We start from the raw sequence: 19,005 nt of genomic DNA, 5'->3' as shown, positions 1-19,005 counted from the left end.
GCGCGCAACGGGAGGGAAACCTCCCCGGCACCCGGCAGGGTGGCGTTCTGCGCGTATTGCCGTATGGTAGGGACCGTGACCCACGACGTCCGGATGCAGCGCGCGACCGCGCGCCCCGTCGTCGTGCTGTGTTGTTGTTGTTGATTTTCTGACGCCGGCCCCTGCGTTTCTGCCCGCCCATCTCCGGCGGTGTGTGGATTCGCGTTGTCATCGCCACCAGAAAGCCAACGCTCGATGTCTGTCCTGCCCCTGCTCGCTGCCCCTCGGTCCGCCGTCTCGGTGCGCCGTGCCGTCCGCCCCGATGCCGATCTGCCCCCGATGACCCGCTATCGCGGCGGGACTTACTCGCCGACCGTCGACACCATCGTGTTCGCCGACGGAACCACCGCGCGCACCGACCTGATCAGGCTGAACCCGAACATCGACGCCTACTCGCTGGACTTCCTCGGGGTGGCACCCACCCGCCCGTCGCGGTACCGGCCGGCCAACTGGTCCGCGGTGCCCAACGTCGCCGCCCGCGCTTTCGAGGCCGAGGTCGATTGGATCATCCGCAACTCGTTTCCCACCCTGGGCACCGTCGAGCTGAGCCGCCGAGTGCGCGCCGCCGGTTACCCGCTGGGGGGTTCTCACCTTGCCGAGCATGAGGCCATCGCCGCGACGCAGGCCGCGATCTGGCATTTCACCAACGGGCTGCGGCTGGACAACCGGCCGCTCAACGTCCCGGTCGACGTGCGCCACGAACCCGGCGCGATGACCTTCGAGTTCGATGGCGAGCCCCAATTGGGAAGCTACACAGTCGAACTCAGCGCGGCCACGTCGTCGTCGCTGATCCTGCAGAAGTCGCAGGATGGCCGGCAGTGGCGTGATGTCGCCGGTTCCGAGCTCAACGTGGCACCCGGCTCGGGACGCCACCGCACCACCCTCGGTGTCGGTGCCACCACGTCGCAGACCAGGCCCGGCCGTCGCCATCGCGGCTTCCGCCACTATCGGTTGCAGGTGCTGGCCGGCGCCGTCGACATCGACGCGGTGACGTTCGCGCTGCACGGGTCGGGCACCTACCGCAACGCCGACCGCGTCGTCGCCCTCTACGACTACCTGCTGGCCGGCGCCGACGCCGCCCGCCGGCTGACCGTGGTGCCGCGCCTGGTCGCCGACCGCGCGGTGCTCGACGCCGACGGCGTGCTCGGCCCGTTCCGGTTCGAGGCCACCGACACCGCGGCTCTGTCGGTGACCGGCGGCACCCTGGTCGGTCGCGACGGCACCCCGATCGTGGGCCCGGTCCAGCCGGGCCACGAGATCTACCTGCGGCCCGCCGACCACTCCGGCCGGATCGTGGTGACCGCGAGCGTTCCGGCGGCCTCCAACGGCTTCGGCGGCCGGGTCATCACCGGCGTCGCCTACGACGACGACCGGCTGACGCCCGTCGCGCTGGCCGTCCCGACGCCGACGGTGATCGACTTCGCCATCAGCTACTGAAATCGCTGCTACATGGGGGCGTTGGCGGGCTGGAAGACGCCCGTGCTGTCGGCCTCCTCTTCGGCGCGGATGACGTGCACGACGGCGTTGATCAGCGCCAGGTGCGTGAAAGCCTGAGGGAAGTTGCCCAGATGCCGCCCGGTGCGCGGTTCGATCTCCTCGGCGTACAGATGCAGCGGGCTGGCGAAGGACAGCAACCGCTCGCACAGATGCTTGGCCCGGCTCACCTCACCGATCTCGACCAGCGCCGACACCAGCCAGAACGAGCAGATGGTGAAGGTGCCCTCCTCGCCGGACAATCCGTCGTCGGTCTCCTCGACCCGGTAGCGCAGCACCAGGCCCTCGTCGGTCAACTCGTCGGCGATCGCCAGCACGGTGGCGCGGATCCGCGGGTCGTCCGAGGGCAGGAACCGGGTCAGCACGGCCAGCAACAGGGAGGCGTCCAGCGCATCGTCGCCGTAGCGCTGGGTCAGCACCCCGCGCGAGTCCACGCCGTGGGCCAGGATGTCGGCCTTGATCTCCTCGGCGACCGCCCGCCACTGCTGGGCGTAGGACTTCTCGCCCTGCAGCTCGGCCAGTTTGGAGCCGCGGTCCAGTGCCACCCAGCACATGATCTTGCTGGACGTGAAGTGCTGTGGCTCGCCGCGGACTTCCCAGATCCCGCGGTCGGGTTCGCGCCAGTGCTTGATCGCCTCCTCGACCTGGTTCTTCAGCACCGGCCAGAGCATCTCGGGGATCTGCTCGCGGGATTTGGCGTGCAGGTACACCGAATCCAGCATGGTGCCCCAGATGTCGTGCTGCATCTGGTTGTACGCGCCGTTGCCGATCCGGACGGGCCGGGCGTTGTCATACCCGGACAGGTGGTGCAGTTCGTCCTCGACCAGGCTGCGTTCCCCGCCGACGCCGTACATCACCTGCAGCGGATGGCGTTCGCCGTTGTTGGCGCCGGACACGTCGGCGATGAAGCTGAAGAAGTCGTCGGCCTCGCGGTCCAGGCCCAGCGTGTACAGACCCCACAACGCGAACGTGGAGTCCCGAATCCAGGAGTAGCGGTAATCCCAGTTGCGTTCGCCGTGCGGGGTTTCCGGCAGCGACGTGGTGGGTGCGGCCAGCAGCGCGCCGGTCGGCGAATAGGTCAACCCCTTCAGCGTCAGCGCCGACCGCTGCAGGTACGACCGCCACGGGTGGTCCGGGAAATCACCGATGTTGATCCACTGGCGCCACGACTCGCTGGTCTTCCACATCTTGTCCGAGGCTTCCTCGAACGTCTGCGGCGCCGGGTGCTTGGACCACGACAGCGCGACGAACACGTTGTCGCCCTCGGTGAGCCGGGTCCGGGCCCGGGCTTCGTGGCCTTCCAGACCGATCCGCAGATTGGTGGTCAGGCGCAGCGTGGGATGGGCTTCCGGGTCCTTGTGCGAACGGGCGATGGCCTCGCCGTAGGCGGCCGCGGAGTACTCCCAGGTGGCGGGCTGGCGGCCGTAATCGAAGGAGGGTTCGCAGTTCATCACCAGTTCGACGACGCCGGACACGCAGCGCACCGTGCGCAGCAGGATGTGTTCGGCATCCCAGTCCATCGGGGTGCGCCGGTGGGTGCGGGACCGGGTCTCGATGTCATGCCAGGGCCCCATCACCAGGGCGTCGCGCACGATCATCCAGCCGGTGTGGGTCTGCCAGGTGGTCTCCATGATCAGCGACCCGGGCAGGTAGCGACGGGCCGAGGGCACGGTCACGCCATAGGGGGCGAGCCGGAAGTGCCCGGCGCCGCGGTCCAGGATGGCGCCGAACACGCTGGGGGAGTCGGGGCGCGGGACGCACAGCCACTCCACCGACCCGGCCGCCGAGATCAGGCAGGTGTTCTCGCAGTCGGAGAGGAACGCGTAGTCGGCGATCGGCGGAAACGGGTTCCGCAACGACGGCCCCGTCGTCGCGTACGGGACGGGTGCCGTGACGGACAGCGGCGTGTCGGGGTCGGTGTGTTCCAGGACCATGCCGGACATCATCGACCGCCGGGCGGCCTGTCGTCCACCGGGGACCGAAACCCGGCGTTTTGCCGGTTCAGCGCCTGGCGAATGCCGGGACGTGTTCGGGCAGCGGTCCGATCGCCACCCCGTAGCCGGCGATGCTGCGCAGCAACGGGATTCGGGCCACCATCCGGACAGCGGCCGGTGCGGTCCCAGGATTGTCGGCACCGCCGACGGCTCGCGCGATCACCGTGGCGTGGATCGCCCGCTGCACCCCCTGGATCAGGGCCGTCGGCACCCAGCGCCTGGCCTGCACCCGGGCCAACTCCCGCGTCGTCACCCGGCCGGCCCGCAACGGATCGGCCAGCATCCGCCCGGCCGCCACCGCGTCGGCCACCGCCAGGTTGATCCCGACGCCGCCGACCGGTGACATCGCATGCGCGGCATCGCCGATCAGCAGCAGCCCGTCGGCGTACCAGCGGCGCAACCGGTTGAGCTGGACGTCGAGCAGTTTCACGTCGGCGAAGTCGGTGAGGGTGCCGATCCGGTCGCCGAGCCAGGGCACCAGTTCCACCACGCCGCGATGCAGCGCGTCGATGCCTTCGGCGCGCAGCCGGGCGTCGCTGCCCTTGGGGATGACGTAGGCGCATTGGTAGTAGTCGCCCCGGTCGATGACGATCATCGCGTGTCCCGTCCCCAGCACCCCGGCCAGGCCGTGCGGGTCGCCCTCGGCTCGCGGCAGCCGGAACCACCAGACATCCATCGGTGCCCCGAAAGCCTTGGGTACCAACCCCATTCCATCCCGCAGCGTCGACCCGCGGCCGTCGCAGGCGACGGTGAGGTCGGCACGCAGCTCATGCTCACCCCGCGCGTCGCGGTAACGCACTCCCTTTACCGCGCCGCCGGAGCGCAGCGGCCCGAGCACCTCGGTGCTGCGCAACAACGTGAACGACGGCTCGGCCTCGGCCGCCGTCGCCAGCAGTTCCAGGAAGTCCCACTGCGGCACCAGCGCGATGTGCTGGTGCCGGCCAGGCAGATGCCGCAGGTCGACATTCACCGGCGTGCCCTGCACCGACATGCTGATGGTGTCGATCAACCGGTGCGGGACGGCCGCGAACGCCGGACCCAGACCCAGCTCGTCCAGGTCGCGCAGCGTGCTGGCATGCACCGTGTCACCACGAAAATCCCGCAGGAAATCGGCGTGCTTCTCCATGACGGTGACGTCCACCCCGGCCCGAGCCAGCAGCAGGCCCAGCATCATGCCGGCGGGGCCGCCGCCGGCGATCAGGCATCCGGTGCGATCCGGCGATGTCGGCATGGACACATGGTGGCATTACTGTGGTCCGCATGGGCGGGATCCTGAGCTGGTGGGACGGTGTCGAGCTGTGGCTCTCGGGTCTGGGTTTCGTCGCCCAGACTGCGGTGGTGATGCCGGTCGTGCTCGCGCTGGCGTACGGCATGGCGGTCCTGCTCGACGGTGCCCTGGGCAACGGCATCAAGCTGCTGAGCCGCGCCCGCCACGAGGACGGGGATCCGCGGTGAACCAGATGCCGCGGTCCCGGGTCACGCTGATCCTGCTCATCCTCGTCGCTCTGGTCGTCGTGACCTGGTACTTCACCCGCTGACGCGGTCGGGGACCCACTCGCATAGCGAACCGAGGCGATTCTGTTAGGCTTCGCGCCATGCACGCAGCGCCCGGCAGCACGCAGAGCCATGTCCTGGCTCACGCTGTCGTCGATCTTTGCGCTGTCGTCGATGTGCACTGTTGTCGCTGACCCCAACCCGTCCCGCGGTTTGGTGTCGGTTGTGGCTGCATCCCAGTCATAGTTCCCCGGCCAATTTCTCCGTCGTGACGGGCCAAGTTCTGCCCCATCCCGTCACAGATGAAGAAAGGCCTTAGATGTCCAAGACGATCAAGTCGCGCTGGAGCGCGGCTGCAGCGCTGGCCGTGTCGGCGACCCTGCTCGCCGCGTGCGGTGGTGGGGGATCCAGCGACGTGGCCGGCGACACCGGCGGCGCCAAGGCCGACACCACGCTGACGCTGGTGGCCTACGCGGTCCCCGAGCCGGGCTGGAGCAAGATCATCCCGGCGTTTGCTGCCACCCCCGAGGGCAAAGGCGTCGCGGTGACGACGTCCTACGGTGCCTCCGGTGACCAGTCCCGCGGTGTCGTCGACGGCAAGCCCGCCGATATCGTCAACTTCTCCGTCGAACCCGACGTCACCCGCCTGGTCAAGGCCGACAAGGTGGCCAAGGACTGGAACTCCGACGCCACCAAGGGAATCCCGTTCGGATCGGTCGTCTCGCTGGTGGTGCGCAAGGGCAATCCCAAGGGCATCAAGGACTGGGACGACCTGCTCAAGCCGGGCATCGAGGTGGTCACGCCCAGCCCGCTGAGTTCGGGTTCGGCCAAGTGGAACCTGCTGGCCCCGTACGCCGCCAAGAGCAACGGCGGCAAGGACTCGGCAGCCGGCCTGGACTTCGTCAACAAGCTGGTCACCGAGCACGTCAAGACCCGGCCCGGCTCCGGCCGGGAAGCCACCGACGTGTTCCTGCAGGGCACCGGTGACGTGCTGATCAGCTACGAGAACGAGGCCATCAACGTCGAGCGGCAGGGCAAGGATGTCGAGCACGTCAACCCGCCGCAGACCTTCAAGATCGAGAACCCGGTCGCCGTCGTGAGCACCAGCGCGCACCTGCAGCAGGCCACCGCGCTGAAGAACTTCCTCTACACCGCGGAGGGCCAGAAGCTGTGGGCCGAGGCCGGCTTCCGCCCCGTCGACCCGGCCGTGGCCGCTGACTTCGCCAAGGACTTTCCGACGCCGGAGAAGCTGTGGACCATCGCCGACCTGGGCGGCTGGAAGGACGTCGACCCGGCGCTGTTCGACAAGGACAACGGCAGCATCACCAAGATCTACAAGCAGGCCACCGGATGACGGTCTCTCCGGAGACCGCGGTGAGCCCCGCCCCGGGAGCCTCGGCTCCCGGGGCGGGGCGTCGCCATCGTCTCGGTACGACCTCGCTGCGGGTGGGCGCCGCATCGATCTGGCTCTCGGTGATCGTGTTGCTGCCGCTCGCGGCGATCCTGTGGCAATCCGCCGGGGGCGGCTGGACCGCCTTCTGGCAGGCCGTCGCCTCCAACGCGGCGCTGGAGTCGTTCAAGGTCACGGTCACCATCTCGATCGGCGTCACGCTGGTGAACCTGGTGTTCGGGCTGCTGGTGGCCTGGACGCTGACCCGCGACGAGTTCCCCGGCAAGCGGCTGGTGGACGCCGTGATCGATCTGCCCTTCGCGCTGCCCACCATCGTCGCCAGCCTGGTGATGCTGGCGCTCTACGGCCCCAACAGCCCGGTGGACCTGCACCTGCAACACACCAAATGGGGTGTCGGCGTCGCCTTGCTGTTCGTCACGTTGCCGTTCGTGGTCCGCTCGGTGCAGCCCGTGTTGCTCGAGCTCGACCGCGACGTCGAAGAGGCGGCGGCCTCGCTGGGCGCCAATAGCTTCACCATCCTGACCAAGATCATCCTGCCGGCGCTGCTGCCGTCCCTGCTGTCCGGTGCCGGGCTGGCGTTCTCCCGGGCGATCGGCGAGTTCGGCTCCGTCGTGCTGATCGGTGGTGCCGTTCCCGGCGAGACCGAAGTGTCCTCCCAGTGGATCCGCACCCTGATCGAGAACGACGACCGCACCGGTGCCGCAGCCATCTCGATTGTGCTGCTGCTGGTTTCGTTCGTCGTGTTGTTCATCTTGCGCGCGGTCGGTTCCCGCGCGGCCAAGCGTGAGGAACTGTCGAGATGACGCTCTCGCCGGTGGTTCGGTACCTCATCCGATTCTTGGCGCTGGCCTACGTCACCATCCTGGTGATCGTGCCGGTCGGCCTGATCCTGTGGCGCACCTTCGAGCCGGGCATCGGCACCTTCTTCGCCTCGATCACCACCCCGGCGGCCATCTCGGCGCTGCAGTTGTCGCTGTTGGTGGTGGCCATCGTGGTGCCGCTCAACGTGCTCTTCGGGGTGCCCACCGCGCTGGTGTTGGCGCGCAACCGGTTCCGCGGGAAGAGCGCGCTGCAGGCCGTCATCGACCTGCCGTTCGCGGTGTCCCCGGTGGTGGTCGGTGTGGCGCTGATCCTGCTCTGGGGCAGTGCCGGACTGCTCGGGTTCGTGGAGAACAACCTGGGCTTCAAGATCATCTTCGGGTTGCCGGGCATCGTGCTGGCCAGCATCTTCGTCACCGTCCCGTTCGTCATCCGCGAGGTCGAACCCGTCCTGCATGAGCTGGGCACCGACCAGGAAGAGGCCGCCTCCACCCTGGGCTCGCAGTGGTGGCAGACGTTCTGGCGGATCACGCTGCCCTCGATCCGGTGGGGGCTGACCTACGGCATCGTGTTGACCGTCGCCCGCACCCTCGGCGAGTTCGGTGCGGTGATCATGGTCTCGTCGAATCTGCCCGGCACCTCGCAGACCCTCACCCTGCTGGTGTCCGATCGCTACAGCCGGGGCCAGGAGTACGGCGCCTACGCGGTCTCGACGTTGTTGATGACGGTCGCGGTCATCGTGCTCGTCGTTCAGGTGATTCTCGACGCCCGGCGTGTCCGGGCGGCAAAATAGGCCGCAAGGAGACTGTGCAATGACCAACGCCATCACCGTGAAGGGCGCCAACAAGCGCTACGGCGATTTCGTGGCCCTGGACAACATCGACTTCGTGGTTCCGGACGGGTCGCTGACCGCGCTGTTGGGACCCAGCGGTTCGGGCAAGTCCACCTTGTTGCGGGCGATCGCCGGCCTGGACACCCCGGACACCGGCGAGATCACCATCAAGGGCCGGGATGTCACCGGGGTGCCGCCGCAGCGGCGTGGTATCGGCTTCGTGTTCCAGCACTACGCCGCGTTCAAGCACCTGACGGTGCGCGACAACGTGGCGTTCGGCCTGAAGATCCGTAAGCGGCCGAAGGCCGAGATCAAGGAGAAGGTCGACAACCTGCTGGAGGTGGTGGGGCTGGCCGGTTTCCAGACCCGTTACCCCAATCAGCTCTCCGGCGGGCAGCGCCAACGCATGGCGCTGGCCCGTGCGCTCGCGGTGGATCCGCAGGTGCTGCTGCTCGACGAGCCGTTCGGCGCGCTGGACGCAAAGGTGCGCGAGGATCTGCGCGCATGGCTGCGGCGCCTGCACGACGAGGTCCACGTCACCACGGTGCTGGTGACCCACGACCAGGCCGAAGCCCTGGATGTCGCCGACCGGATCGCGGTGCTCAACAAGGGCCGCATCGAGCAGGTCGGCTCGCCCACCGAGGTGTACGACGAGCCGGCCAACCCGTTCGTGATGTCCTTCCTCGGCGCGGTGTCCTCGGTCAACGGAACGCTGGTGCGCCCGCACGACATCCGGGTGGGCCGCAATCCGGAGATGGCCATCGCCAGCGCCGATCCCAATGTCGCCGCCACCGGCGTGATCCGGGCCGTCATCGACCGGATCGTGGTGCTGGGCTTCGAGGTTCGCGTCGAACTGACCAGCGCCACCGACAATGTGCCGTTCACTGCCCAGATCACCCGCGGCGACGCCGAAGCGCTGGGGTTGAAGCACGGCGACACCGTTTACGTGCGGGCCACCCGGGTGCCCAATCTGGCCCGGAACCCGCAGGAGGAAGCGGCACTGACGGGCGTGTAGTCAGGCCACGACGGGTTGCGCGGGCTGCTCGTCGTCGACGGGCCGTTTCTCCGTCCACCCCGGCGGGCCCACGAGGTAGCCGATGCGGCCCCGCCACGTGCCGGCCCGCCAGATGTCGCGCACCATGGCGGCGAACTCGTGGAAGTTCACCTTGATGGGGTTGTGGGTGTCGATGTTCTTGGTCAATCCGTAACGCACCGTTTCGGTTTCGTCGGCGTAGCTGTTGAACCACCGGTCCCAGACGATCAGGATGCCGCCGTAGTTCTTGTCGAGGTACGGGTTGTTGGCGCCGTGGTGCACCCGGTGGTGCGACGGGGTGTTGAAGACGTATTCGACTGCGCGAGGCAGCTTTCCGATGAGCTCGGTGTGCAGCGGGTACTGGTACAGCAGGACGATCGCCTGGCTCAGGAAGATCAGCCACACCGGAACGCCCGTCAGGGCCAGCGGGATGTACACCACCGACGACAGGAACCGACCCGGGATCAGCCACGGGAGCCGCACCGCGGTCGACATGTTGAAGTGCTGACTGGAGTGGTGCACGCTGTGCGCCGCCCAGAACATCCGAACCCGGTGGTGCATGCGGTGTTCGGCGTAGTAGGCCAGGTCGGCCCCGACGATCGCCAGCACCCACACCCACCACTCCGATGCCGACAGGGCGACCGGAGCCAGCGTCGCCGCCAGCAGCACGATGGGCACCGAGATGAAATGCTCGCCCACCTTGGCGATCCGGCCCAGCCCGTACACCGACAGGCTGGCCAGGGTGTCGCGCAGCCCGAAGCCGACCCGTCGGCGCGCCGGCGTTTTCGCGTCGGCTCGCCTGCGCTCCAGACGGTCGGCGACGAATTCGATGCCGAGCAGCAGCAGGAACGCCGGGATCGCGTAGAGCCCGATATTGCCGATCCATTCCACGGGAGGCTACTTTCGTCCGGAGTTCTTGGGCATGCCGGCGATCTGCCACCGCATCGCCTGGCCGAACATGTCGTCGGACACCCGCTTCGGGTCGATGCGGCGCTGCCGGATCAAGCCGCTGAACAGGGCGAGCGTGATGGTGGCGAAATCGTCGACGGATACCGCGGTCTGGTCGACATCGTTGCGGTCCAGCACGCCGGCCAGGATGCCGCGGACCGCGGCCAGGGTGCGCGCCGAAGCATCGGCCTCGATGCGCATCAGCTCGGGATTGCGCACGGCGTGCAGCCAGAACTCCGTCTTCAGCACGGCGACGTGCAGGTCCTTGTCGGCGATGGCGATGAGCATCCGGCCCAGCGCCTGCAGCGGATCCTGCGACAGGGCGTCGGCGGAGTCGAAGATGTCGGCCACCTCGTCCATGTGGTTGACGGCCCGGTCGGTCATCAGCGCGGCGAACAACTCGTCCTTGTTGGCGAAGTTGGAGTACACCGCACCGACCGAGAAACCCGCCGACTCGGCGACCTCCTCGACCGAGGCCGCGGCGTAGCCGCGTCGGGCGAAGACTTCCGCGGCGGCATCCAGCAGCTGCCGGCGGGTGCGTTCTCTGCTTTCCGCCCGGGTCAACCGGCGCGGCTTCTCGGCATCGTCCATACTTGGATAGTAACCACTATTTGAATAATGGCCACTATCTGAGTTTGGAGCCTACGCTGCGACCTCGATGCTGCAGGCGGCGTCGAAGCGGTCCAGCACCGTCTCCGCGACCAGACGGTGCGGTCCGAGCGGTTGCGCCATCGGGATGCCGTGCGCGGTGGCGAAGCCCGCTACCCGGTCGGTGATGCGGCCGTGCGCCAGGAACCACGGCGCGATGACCAGCCGGTCGGCGCCGCGATCCCGGAGTTCGTCGGCGACCTGCGCCAGGTTCGGGTGCGGTCCGGCGGCGAAGGCGGTGGCCGCCGTCCAGTTGGTGTGCGCCACCAGTTGTTCGGCCACCGTGGCGGTGCGCGAATTTGCTTGTGCGCGGGAGGATCCCACCGCCGTCACCATGACGCCGACGCGGTCGAGCCGGGACACGCCGGCCTCGGCGATGCGGCGGCGCAGCACGGCCACCAGTTGGTCGTCCTCGCCGAGCACCTCGGTTTGGCGGGCCTGTGCCCCGGACTCGGCGATCATCGCCGGGATGTCCACGCGGGCGTGGTAGGCATCGGCCAGCAGTAGCGGCGTCACCACCGCGCGGTCGCCCACCGAACGCAGCACGTCGACCAGATTCGGCGAGTTCTGTTCGCAGAACGCCGGAATGACCTCAAGCCCCGGGCGCATCCGGCGGATGGTGGCCGCGACGGCGTGCGTGTTGGCGGCGGCGCGCGGATCTGCGCTGCCGTGGGCGGTCAGGACGAGGGCGCTCGCGCTGCTCACGTCCGCGGCCTGCTCACGAGGCGTGCAGCCCGCATTCCGTCTTGGCCTGCCCGGCCCAGCGGCCGCTGCGCGGATCCGCGCCGTCGATCGGCTTGCTGGTGCAGGGAGCGCAGCCGATGGACGGATAACCTTCGTAGACAAGGGGATTGACCAAGATTCCCTGGTCGTCGATGTAGTTCTGCATCTCCTCGTCGGTCCACGCCGCGAGCGGGTTGATCTTCACCAGACCGAAGGCTTCGTCGAAGCTGATCAGCGGCGCGTTGGCGCGCGTCGGCGCCTCCACCCGGCGGATCCCGGTGACCCACGCCGAATAGCCCTTGAGCGCCTTGCTCAGCGGCTCGACCTTGCGCAGCCGGCAGCATTCCGCGGCGTCGCGGGCGAACAGGTCCTTGCCCAGCAGCGCGTCCTGCTCGGCCACCGTGCGTTCGGGGGTGACGTTGTGCACCTTCACGTCGTAGACCGCCTCCACGGCATCGCGGGTGCCGATGGTCTCCACGAAGTGGTAGCCGGTGTCGAGGAACATCACATCGACGCCGGGGCGGACCTTGGCGGCCAGTGCGACCAGCACCGCGTCCTGCATGTTGGACGCCACGATGTAGTTGCCGCGGAAGTTGCGATCGGTCCAGCGCAGCAGGTCCATCGCGCCGGCGCCCTCGAGTTCTCGGGCGCCCCGCTCGGCGATGCCTCGCAGGTTTTCTTCCGTCATCAGTGCTTGGTCGCTCATCATCTGCCCCTGCCTTTGCTCTTCGCGCGAGCGCTCATCGAAGGTCAGCTTCGTCGGCGCGTACCGCCCATTGGGCGAAACGCTCCCCGGGCTCGCGTTGTTTCACGAAGTTGCGGGTGACACGTTCGATGTACTCGCCCAGCTCGCTGGAGAGCACCTTGTGCTGACGCAGCTTGCGGCCGAAGCCACTGTCCAGACCCAGGCTGCCGCCCAAGTGCACCTGGAAACCCTCTTCGGGCCCGTTGCCGTCGTCCACCATCTGACCCTTGAAGCCGATATCGGCGACCTGGATCCGGGCGCACGAGTTCGGGCAGCCGTTGATGTTCACCGTGATGGGCACATCGAGTTGAGCGTTGATGTCCTCCAGCCGCTGCTCCAGCTCGGGCACCAGCACCTGCGAACGGCTGCGCGTCTCGGCGAAGCTCAGCTTGCAGAACTCGATGCCGGTGCAGGCCATCAGGTTGCGCCGCCAGTGCGACGGGGTGGACGGCAGGCCGAGGGCGTCGAGCCCGGCGCGCAGCTCGTCCAGCTTCTCATCGGGGACGTCCAGGATGATCAGCTTCTGGTACGGGGTGAAGCTGACCCGGTTGGATCCCGCCGCCTCGGCGAGGTCGGCCACCTTGGTGAGGATGGTGCCCGACACCCGGCCGGCGATCGGCGCGACACCGACGGCGTTGAGCCCGTTCTTCAGCCGCTGCACACCGACGTGGTCGATGGGCCGGGTCAGCGGCTCCGGCGCCGGGCCGTCGATCAGCGGGCGCTTGAGGTACTCGGTCTCCAGCACCTCGCGGAACTTCTGCACGCCCCAGTCCTTGATCAGGAACTTCAGCCGGGCCTTGGACCGCAGCCGGCGGTAGCCGTAGTCGCGGAAGACGCTGACCACGCCCTCCCACACGTCGGGCACCTCGTCCAGCGGCACCCAGGCGCCGACCCGCTGGGCCAGCATCGGGTTGGTGGACAGGCCGCCGCCGACCCACAGGTCGAAGCCGGGCCCGTGCTCGGGGTGGTTGACGCCGACGAACGCGACGTCGTTGACCTCGTGGACGACGTCCTGCAGGCCGGAGATGGCGGTCTTGAACTTGCGCGGCAGGTTCGAGTACTCGGGCTTGCCGATGTAGCGCTTGACGATCTCGTCGATCGCGGGGGTGCCGTCGATGACCTCGTCGAGCGACTCGCCGGCCAGCGGCGACCCGAGCACCACGCGCGGGCAGTCGCCGCAGGCTTCGGTGGTCTGCAGGCCGACGGCGTCCAGCCGCCGCCAGATCTCGGGCACGTTCTCGACCTGGATCCAGTGGTACTGGATGTTCTCCCGGTCGGAGATGTCGGCGGTATCCCTCGCGAACTCTGTCGAGATGCCGCCGAGGGTGCGCAGCGCGGCCACGCTGAGCGCGCCGCCGTCGCAGCGCACCCGCATCATGAAGTACTCGTCCTCGAGCATGTCGGTGTTCTCGTCACCGGTCCAGGTGCCGTCGTAGCCGGGCTTGCGCTGGGTGTAGAGACCCCACCAGCGGAATCGGCCGCGCAGGTCGCTCTTGTCGATGCTCTCGAACCCGCCGGGGGCATAGATGTTCTCGATCCGGGCCCGCACGTTGAGCGGATTGTCGTCCTTCTTGGACTGCTCATTGGCGTTGAGCGGCTCGCGGTAGCCGAGGGCCCACTGGCCTTCGCCGCGTGGTCGCTTGGCCGGTTTTGGCGGCGATCCTGCAGATGTACCCGGTGCGGTCGTCATTGAACTGGCTCCTTAGTGGAGGAGCAGGCGGAGGGATCGCGCAGGCCACCGGTGGCTGTCCGGCGGCGCAGATCCGTCGGCCAGCTGAGATTTCGGGGTGGGCTGGGTCCTAGGTCAACGCAGTCGTCAAGGAAGACAGCAACAGCTACAGACGCGCTTGAAGTCGACATGCCGCCGTGCCACCAGTGCAATACCAGTGGTGCTGTTACGGGCGGAGGTCACGTCCGACATTGTGCCACGACCGGCGCCATCAGCCCTAACCGGGCCAGATTTGCGATCACGGTGAGCAAAATCGGTTCTGGGAGACTGGACCCATGAGCGTGCCGCCGGGACCATTCGGGATCTACATCCACGTGCCGTTCTGCGCGACCCGCTGCGGATATTGCGATTTCAACACCTACACGCCCGCCGAACTCGGGGGCGCGAACCCTGCGGGCTGGCTGGCGGCGGTCCGGCTCGAGCTGGCGCTGGCCGCCGCGCAGGTCGGTCCGCGCCCTGTCGACACCGTCTTCGTTGGCGGTGGCACCCCCACCATGCTGGGCGGCGACGGGCTGGCCGCGGTGCTCGACGCGGTCCGCGACCATTTCACCCTGGCGCCGGACGCCGAGGTGACCACCGAGGCCAACCCGGAATCCAGCTCGCCCGCCCTGTTCGCGCGGCTGCGCGCGGCCGGTTACACCCGCATCTCGCTGGGCATGCAGTCGGCGGCGCCGCACGTGCTGGCGGTGCTGGACCGGGTGCATTCGGCCGGTCGGGCACCCGCGGCCGCGCTGGAGGCCCGGGCCGAAGGGTTCGAGCACGTCAACCTGGACCTGATCTATGGCACGCCGGGGGAGACCGACGACGACCTGCGCCGCTCGGTGGAGGTCGCGGTGTCGGCCGGCGTCGACCACGTCTCGGCGTACGCGCTGGTGGTCGAGGACGGCACGGCCTTGGCCCGCCGGGTGCGCCGCGGCGAGGTGCCCGCGCCGGACAACGACGTGCTCGCCGAGCGCTACGAACTGCTCGACGCGCAGCTGTCGGCGGCCGGGCTGCAGTGGTACGAGGTGTCCAATTGGAGCCGCCCGGGCGGGGAGTGCCGGCACAATCTGGGCTATTGGGACGGCGGCGAGTGGTGGGGCGCCGGCCCTGGCGCGCACGGTTTCGTCGGTTCGACGCGCTGGTGGAATATCAAGCACCCCAACGCTTATGCCCAAGCACTGGCCGAGGGCAGGTTGCCGATCGCCGATTCGGAGACGCTGGACGACATCGCCCGGCACACCGAGGACGTGATGTTGCGGTTGCGGTTGCGCAGCGGCCTGCCGGTGGCGGTGCTGTCCGCCGACGAACGCAGCCGCGCCGAGGTGGCCATCGGCGACGGGCTGGTGACCCGGGCCGCCGATCGGCTGGTGCTCACCGATCCCGGCCGGCTGCTGGCCGATGCCGTGGTGCGCACGCTGCTGGCCTGATCAGCGTCGAGATGGCGTCCATGGCGGGAAAGTGCGAGTGGGCGGCGCCGTGAGCGCCAAGTGAACGGGGAGAGCACGCTAGGGTGTTAGGCAACCCTTACCTATGGAGCGTGGATGACCACAGTTCAGGCGCCACCCCGGGCGACCGCGAGATACAACCAGCTGGCCGCGCGCCAGGCCGCCCGCGCCGACGCGGCGGCGCTGAAGGCGTTGCTTGCCCCGGTGGCCGGGCGGTCCCGGGTCGCGCAGCTGCTCACCCTGGTCGCCTCTGCCGCCACCATCGTGCCGTTCATCGGGATCGTGGAGATCGGGCGCATCCTGTTGACCGCCGGCGCGGCCGACCCGGCCCGGATCTGGACCATCGTCGCCGTCGTCATCGCCGCCCTGCTGATCCGGACCTGGGCCAACGGCACCGCGCTGACGCTGACCCACCTGGCCGACGGTGACCTGCAGCGCTCCCTGCGCCGGCGCATCGTCGACACCCTGGGCCGGCTGCCGCTCGGCTGGTTCAGCGGCACATCCTCGGGCGAGGTGCGCAAGGCCGTGCAGCAGGACGTTGGCGAACTGCACTTCCTGGTCGCCCACTCGGCGGTGGAGAACACCGGCGCGCTGGCCACTCCCGTCTTCGGGCTGGCCTACTGTTTCGCGCTGGACTGGCGGCTGGGCCTGCTGGCCATCGGCACCGCCCCGGTCTACCTCGGGGTCTACATGTGGCTGGGCCGCGACGTCCGGGTGCAGATGGAACGGATGAACGCCGGCATCGCGCGGATCAGCGCCACCATCGTCGAGTTCATCGCCGGGGTGGCGGTGGTCAAGACATTCGGCGAGACCGGCCGCGCGCACAAGCGGTTCGCCGAGGCCGCCGAGGAGTTCAACGACGGCTTCGCCGCCTGGATGGGCCCGATGGTGCGGGTCAAGGCGGCCTCGTCCATCTTCATCGAGGCGCCGACGGTGCTGCTGGTCAACCTGGCTGGCGGCTACTGGTTCGTGCGCAGCGGCTGGGTGGCGCCGATCGACGTGCTGGGTTCCACGCTGGTGGCGATGACCATTCCCGCCGCCGTGCTCGCCGTCGGATATTCGGCCGGTGTGCGCAAGCAAGCGCAGGCCGCGGCGGGCCGGCTGGTGCGCCTGCTCGACCAGCCCAAGCTCAAAGTCAGCTCTGATCCACAAGTGCCGCAAGGCAATTCGGTCGACTTCGAGGGCGTCGGCTTCAGCTACGACGGTGTCAACACCGTGCTGCACGGGGTGGACCTGCACCTGGCGCCGGGAACCATCACCGCACTGGTCGGCCCGTCCGGCAGCGGCAAGTCGACCCTGGCCACGCTGGTGCCGCGTTTCCACGACGCGACGACGGGTGTGGTCCGGGTCGGCGGGGTCGACGTGCGCGACGTCGACCCGGAGGTGCTGTACCGGCACGTCGGTTTCGTGCTGCAGGACGTGCAACTGCTCGGCATCAGCGTGGCCGAGAACATCCGGTTGGGCCGCCCGGACGCCACCGCCGAGGAGGTCTACCAGGCCGCCGAAGCCGCGCACATCCACGACCGGATCCTGGAACTACCACGGGGATACGACTCCGTGGTGGGGGAGGACGCGCACTTCTCCGGCGGCGAGGCCCAGCGGGTCAGCATCGCCCGCGCCCTGCTGGCCGACACCCCGGTACTCGTCCTGGACGAGGCCACCGCGTCGGCGGACCCGGACTCCGAGGCGCAGATCCAGGCCGCGCTGTCGCGGCTGATCGCCGGCCGCACGGTGCTGGTGATCGCCCACCGGCTGGGGTCGATCGTCGGTGCGGACAACATCGTGGTGCTCGCCGACGGCCATGTCGTGGAACAGGGCCGCCACGACGAGTTGCTCGCCCGCGACGGCCGATACGCCGATATGTGGCAGGTGTACAGCGCGGGCAGCGATCTGAAGGAGGCCGCACGATGATCCGGGGCTTTCTGCGCATCCTCGGTCCGCAGCGCGGGCTGATGTTCGGCTACCTGGCCTGGGTCAGCGCTTACGGCCTGTTGCACGGCATCGCGATGGTGCTGCTGGTGCCCATCTCGCAGGCCCTGTTCGACGGCCGGTACGGTGACGCGGCGCGCTGGCTGGGCGTGCTCGCCGTGGTGGTGCTCGCCGCGGCGATCGCCCAGTACATCCAGTCCTCGCGGGCGATGCGGATGGCGCTGGCCACCATGCGGCTGCTGCACCGCAGGCTCGGTGACCACATGGTCACCCTGCCGCTGGGCTGGTTCACCCGCGACACCGTCGGCTCGGTCTCCCAGATCGCGGTCAAGGGCACCACTTTCGTCGGCACCAGCGGCGCGCACCTGATCACCCCGATCGTGCTCAACATCGTCAGCGCCGCCACCGTGGTCGCCGGCCTGGCCCTGTTCGACTGGCGCATCGCCGTCGTCGCCCTCGTCGGTGGCCTGGTGTTGGTGGGCTGCGGCCGGCTGGCGTCGCGGTTGATCGCCGAGGCCGAAGTGCTCAACCACGCCGCCGAGGTCGAGGTGAACACCCGCGTCGTGGAATTTGCGCGGTGTCAGCCCGTGTTGCGGGCGTTCGGCCGGACCGGGGCGGATTTCGCGCCGCTGCGCGCGGCGCTGGACGCCCAGCACACCGTGGGGCGGCGGGCCCTGTGGCGTTCGGTGGCCGGCCTGATGATCAACGGCGTCGCGGTGCAGGCGGTTTTCTCGGTGCTGATCGCCGTCGGTGCCTGGCTGGCTCTCGGTGGATCGTTGAACCCGATCACCGCGGTGGCGATCCTGGGGCTGGCGGCCCGGTTCGCCTCACCGCTGGCCGCGCTGGCCGAATACGGCTCGGCCATGCGGATGGCCCGCACCGAGCTGGATCGCATCACCGCGATCCTGGGCACCCCCGCCCTTGCCGAACCCGATGCAGCCCAGCCGGTTTCGACGCCGGGCCGGGTCGAGTTGGAACGCGTCGCGTTCAGCTATCCGGGCCGGGTGGTGGCCACCGACATCAGTTTCGTGGCCGAACCGGGCACCATGACGGCTCTGGTGGGCCCGTCGGGCTCCGGCAAGACGACGCTGACCCGGCTGATCGCCCGGTTCTACGACACCGACGCCGGGGTGGTGCGCGTCGGCGGCGTCGACGTCCGGGATCAGCGCACCGCCGACCTCATGGCGCAGCTGTCGCTGGTGTTCCAGGACGTCTACCTGTTCGACGACACGCTGTGGGAGAACGTGCGGATCGGCCGGCCGGGCGCGACGGACGCCGAGATCATCGCCGCGGCGCAGACCGCCGGGCTGACCACCGTGCTGGACCGGCTGCCCGACGGCTGGCAGACCAGGGTGGGTGAGGGTGGATCTGCGCTGTCCGGTGGTGAGCGGCAACGGGTTTCGATTGCCCGCGCCCTCCTCAAGGACGCCCCGATCGTGCTCTTCGACGAGGCCACCAGCGCGCTCGATCCGGAGAACGAGCGCCATGTCGCCGAGGCGATCCGCACCTTGGCGCAGCGCAGCACCGTCGTCGTCATCGCGCACAAGCTGTCCACCGTCACCGCCGCGGACCAGATCGTGGTGCTCTCCGGCGAGGGGACCGTCGCCGATTGCGGAACGCACACCGAGCTGATGGCCCGCGGCGGGCAGTACGCGGACTTCTGGGCGCAGCGGATCTCGGCGTCCGGGTGGTCGATGGCCGAGAAGGTCGGCTAACTCACATCGACGTAGGACGCCAACA

At 68.9% G+C, this 19,005-nt stretch carries 17 protein-coding genes; 9 read left to right on the top strand and 8 right to left on the bottom strand.

Features of this window, described 5'->3' with window-relative positions; genetic code table 11:
• Positions 1 to 243 precede the first annotated feature (243 nt).
• Positions 244 to 1,476, top strand: coding sequence for a thioester domain-containing protein (locus tag BN977_RS02595; RefSeq protein ID WP_407661186.1), 1,233 nt, complete (start codon positions 244 to 246; stop codon positions 1,474 to 1,476).
• Between the two features lie 8 nt (positions 1,477 to 1,484).
• On the opposite strand, the gene BN977_RS02590 is transcribed toward BN977_RS02595, so the two are convergent.
• Positions 1,485 to 3,467 (bottom strand): glycoside hydrolase family 15 protein, encoded by a 1,983-nt coding sequence (locus BN977_RS02590; RefSeq protein ID WP_109790154.1) that lies wholly within the window; start codon positions 3,465 to 3,467, stop codon positions 1,485 to 1,487.
• A 67-nt stretch (positions 3,468 to 3,534) separates the two neighbouring features.
• A complete protein-coding gene (locus BN977_RS02585) occupies positions 3,535 to 4,764 on the bottom strand; it encodes an FAD-dependent oxidoreductase (RefSeq protein WP_407661165.1) in 1,230 nt (409 codons plus the stop codon).
• Positions 4,765 to 4,787: 23 nt separating this feature from the next.
• Between BN977_RS02585 and BN977_RS02580 the strand changes: the two genes are divergently transcribed.
• From BN977_RS02580 to BN977_RS02560, 5 genes are all read left to right on the top strand, one after another.
• Positions 4,788 to 4,982 (top strand): hypothetical protein, encoded by a 195-nt coding sequence (locus BN977_RS02580; RefSeq protein ID WP_024453400.1) that lies wholly within the window; start codon positions 4,788 to 4,790, stop codon positions 4,980 to 4,982.
• Positions 4,983 to 5,340: 358 nt separating this feature from the next.
• Complete coding sequence (locus tag BN977_RS02575) at positions 5,341 to 6,375, top strand: sulfate ABC transporter substrate-binding protein (RefSeq protein ID WP_024453399.1); 1,035 nt, start codon at positions 5,341 to 5,343, stop codon at positions 6,373 to 6,375.
• Positions 6,372 to 7,235 (top strand): sulfate ABC transporter permease subunit CysT, encoded by an 864-nt coding sequence (gene cysT / locus BN977_RS02570; protein WP_036396209.1) that lies wholly within the window; start codon positions 6,372 to 6,374, stop codon positions 7,233 to 7,235. Before BN977_RS02575 ends, cysT begins: the two co-directional genes overlap by 4 nt.
• Positions 7,232 to 8,044 (top strand): sulfate ABC transporter permease subunit CysW, encoded by an 813-nt coding sequence (gene cysW, locus BN977_RS02565; protein ID WP_024453397.1) that lies wholly within the window; start codon positions 7,232 to 7,234, stop codon positions 8,042 to 8,044. Before cysT ends, cysW begins: the two co-directional genes overlap by 4 nt.
• Positions 8,045 to 8,063: 19 nt before the next feature.
• Positions 8,064 to 9,098, top strand: a complete 1,035-nt coding sequence (locus BN977_RS02560) for a sulfate/molybdate ABC transporter ATP-binding protein (RefSeq protein WP_036396208.1) — start codon at positions 8,064 to 8,066, stop codon at positions 9,096 to 9,098.
• Here BN977_RS02560 and BN977_RS02555 read toward each other — a convergent pair whose 3' ends face one another.
• The 6 genes from BN977_RS02555 to BN977_RS33610 form a co-directional block, all read right to left on the bottom strand.
• Complete coding sequence (locus BN977_RS02555) at positions 9,099 to 10,007, bottom strand: sterol desaturase family protein (protein WP_051560977.1); 909 nt, start codon at positions 10,005 to 10,007, stop codon at positions 9,099 to 9,101.
• Positions 10,008 to 10,013: 6 nt separating this feature from the next.
• A complete protein-coding gene (locus BN977_RS02550; protein WP_036396206.1) occupies positions 10,014 to 10,655 on the bottom strand; it encodes a TetR/AcrR family transcriptional regulator in 642 nt (213 codons plus the stop codon).
• Between the two features lie 51 nt (positions 10,656 to 10,706).
• A complete protein-coding gene (locus tag BN977_RS02545) occupies positions 10,707 to 11,417 on the bottom strand; it encodes a sirohydrochlorin chelatase (RefSeq protein ID WP_036396204.1) in 711 nt (236 codons plus the stop codon).
• A 13-nt stretch (positions 11,418 to 11,430) separates the two neighbouring features.
• A complete protein-coding gene (locus BN977_RS02540) occupies positions 11,431 to 12,141 on the bottom strand; it encodes a phosphoadenylyl-sulfate reductase (protein WP_024453392.1) in 711 nt (236 codons plus the stop codon).
• 34 nt (positions 12,142 to 12,175) lie between these two features.
• Positions 12,176 to 13,870: a nitrite/sulfite reductase gene (locus BN977_RS02535; RefSeq protein WP_036396202.1), complete on the bottom strand. Its 1,695-nt coding sequence runs from the start codon at positions 13,868 to 13,870 to the stop codon at positions 12,176 to 12,178.
• Positions 13,871 to 13,996: 126 nt separating this feature from the next.
• Positions 13,997 to 14,101, bottom strand: a complete 105-nt coding sequence (locus BN977_RS33610; protein WP_407661164.1) for an Ms4527A family Cys-rich leader peptide — start codon at positions 14,099 to 14,101, stop codon at positions 13,997 to 13,999.
• Positions 14,102 to 14,184: 83 nt separating this feature from the next.
• Here BN977_RS33610 and hemW point away from each other — a divergent pair, with 83 nt between their 5' ends.
• From hemW to BN977_RS02520, 3 genes are all read left to right on the top strand, one after another.
• A complete protein-coding gene (hemW, locus tag BN977_RS02530; RefSeq protein WP_036396199.1) occupies positions 14,185 to 15,318 on the top strand; it encodes a radical SAM family heme chaperone HemW in 1,134 nt (377 codons plus the stop codon).
• Between the two features lie 114 nt (positions 15,319 to 15,432).
• The gene (locus tag BN977_RS02525; protein WP_036396198.1) at positions 15,433 to 17,247 is read left to right on the top strand and encodes an ABC transporter ATP-binding protein; all 1,815 of its coding nucleotides are present in this window, start codon (positions 15,433 to 15,435) and stop codon (positions 17,245 to 17,247) included.
• The gene (locus tag BN977_RS02520; protein ID WP_036396197.1) at positions 17,244 to 18,980 is read left to right on the top strand and encodes an ABC transporter ATP-binding protein; all 1,737 of its coding nucleotides are present in this window, start codon (positions 17,244 to 17,246) and stop codon (positions 18,978 to 18,980) included. Before BN977_RS02525 ends, BN977_RS02520 begins: the two co-directional genes overlap by 4 nt.
• Positions 18,981 to 19,005 lie beyond the last annotated feature (25 nt).

It is taken from the genome of Mycolicibacterium cosmeticum, assembly GCF_000613185.1.
Classification (GTDB): Bacteria; Actinomycetota; Actinomycetes; order Mycobacteriales; family Mycobacteriaceae; genus Mycobacterium; species Mycobacterium cosmeticum.
The sequence above is the reverse complement of the archived record's forward strand: the minus strand, read 5'-3'. Positions and strand labels throughout refer to the sequence as shown.

Bases quoted from the DNA above. Each gene is read 5' to 3' on its own strand.
- BN977_RS02560 (WP_036396208.1), top strand. From the start codon at position 8,064: ATGACCAACGCCATCACCGTGAAGGGCGCCAACAAGCGCTACGGCGAT.
- BN977_RS02520 (WP_036396197.1), top strand. From the start codon at position 17,244: ATGATCCGGGGCTTTCTGCGCATCCTCGGTCCGCAGCGCGGGCTGATG.
- BN977_RS02590 (WP_109790154.1), bottom strand. From the start codon at position 3,467: ATGGTCCTGGAACACACCGACCCCGACACGCCGCTGTCCGTCACGGCA.
- BN977_RS02550 (WP_036396206.1), bottom strand. From the start codon at position 10,655: ATGGACGATGCCGAGAAGCCGCGCCGGTTGACCCGGGCGGAAAGCAGA.
- hemW (WP_036396199.1), top strand. From the start codon at position 14,185: ATGAGCGTGCCGCCGGGACCATTCGGGATCTACATCCACGTGCCGTTC.
- BN977_RS02535 (WP_036396202.1), bottom strand. From the start codon at position 13,870: ATGACGACCGCACCGGGTACATCTGCAGGATCGCCGCCAAAACCGGCC.
- BN977_RS02580 (WP_024453400.1), top strand. From the start codon at position 4,788: ATGGGCGGGATCCTGAGCTGGTGGGACGGTGTCGAGCTGTGGCTCTCG.
- BN977_RS33610 (WP_407661164.1), bottom strand. From the start codon at position 14,101: ATGTCGGACGTGACCTCCGCCCGTAACAGCACCACTGGTATTGCACTG.
- cysW (WP_024453397.1), top strand. From the start codon at position 7,232: ATGACGCTCTCGCCGGTGGTTCGGTACCTCATCCGATTCTTGGCGCTG.
- BN977_RS02525 (WP_036396198.1), top strand. From the start codon at position 15,433: ATGACCACAGTTCAGGCGCCACCCCGGGCGACCGCGAGATACAACCAG.
- BN977_RS02540 (WP_024453392.1), bottom strand. From the start codon at position 12,141: ATGAGCGACCAAGCACTGATGACGGAAGAAAACCTGCGAGGCATCGCC.
- cysT (WP_036396209.1), top strand. From the start codon at position 6,372: ATGACGGTCTCTCCGGAGACCGCGGTGAGCCCCGCCCCGGGAGCCTCG.
- BN977_RS02575 (WP_024453399.1), top strand. From the start codon at position 5,341: ATGTCCAAGACGATCAAGTCGCGCTGGAGCGCGGCTGCAGCGCTGGCC.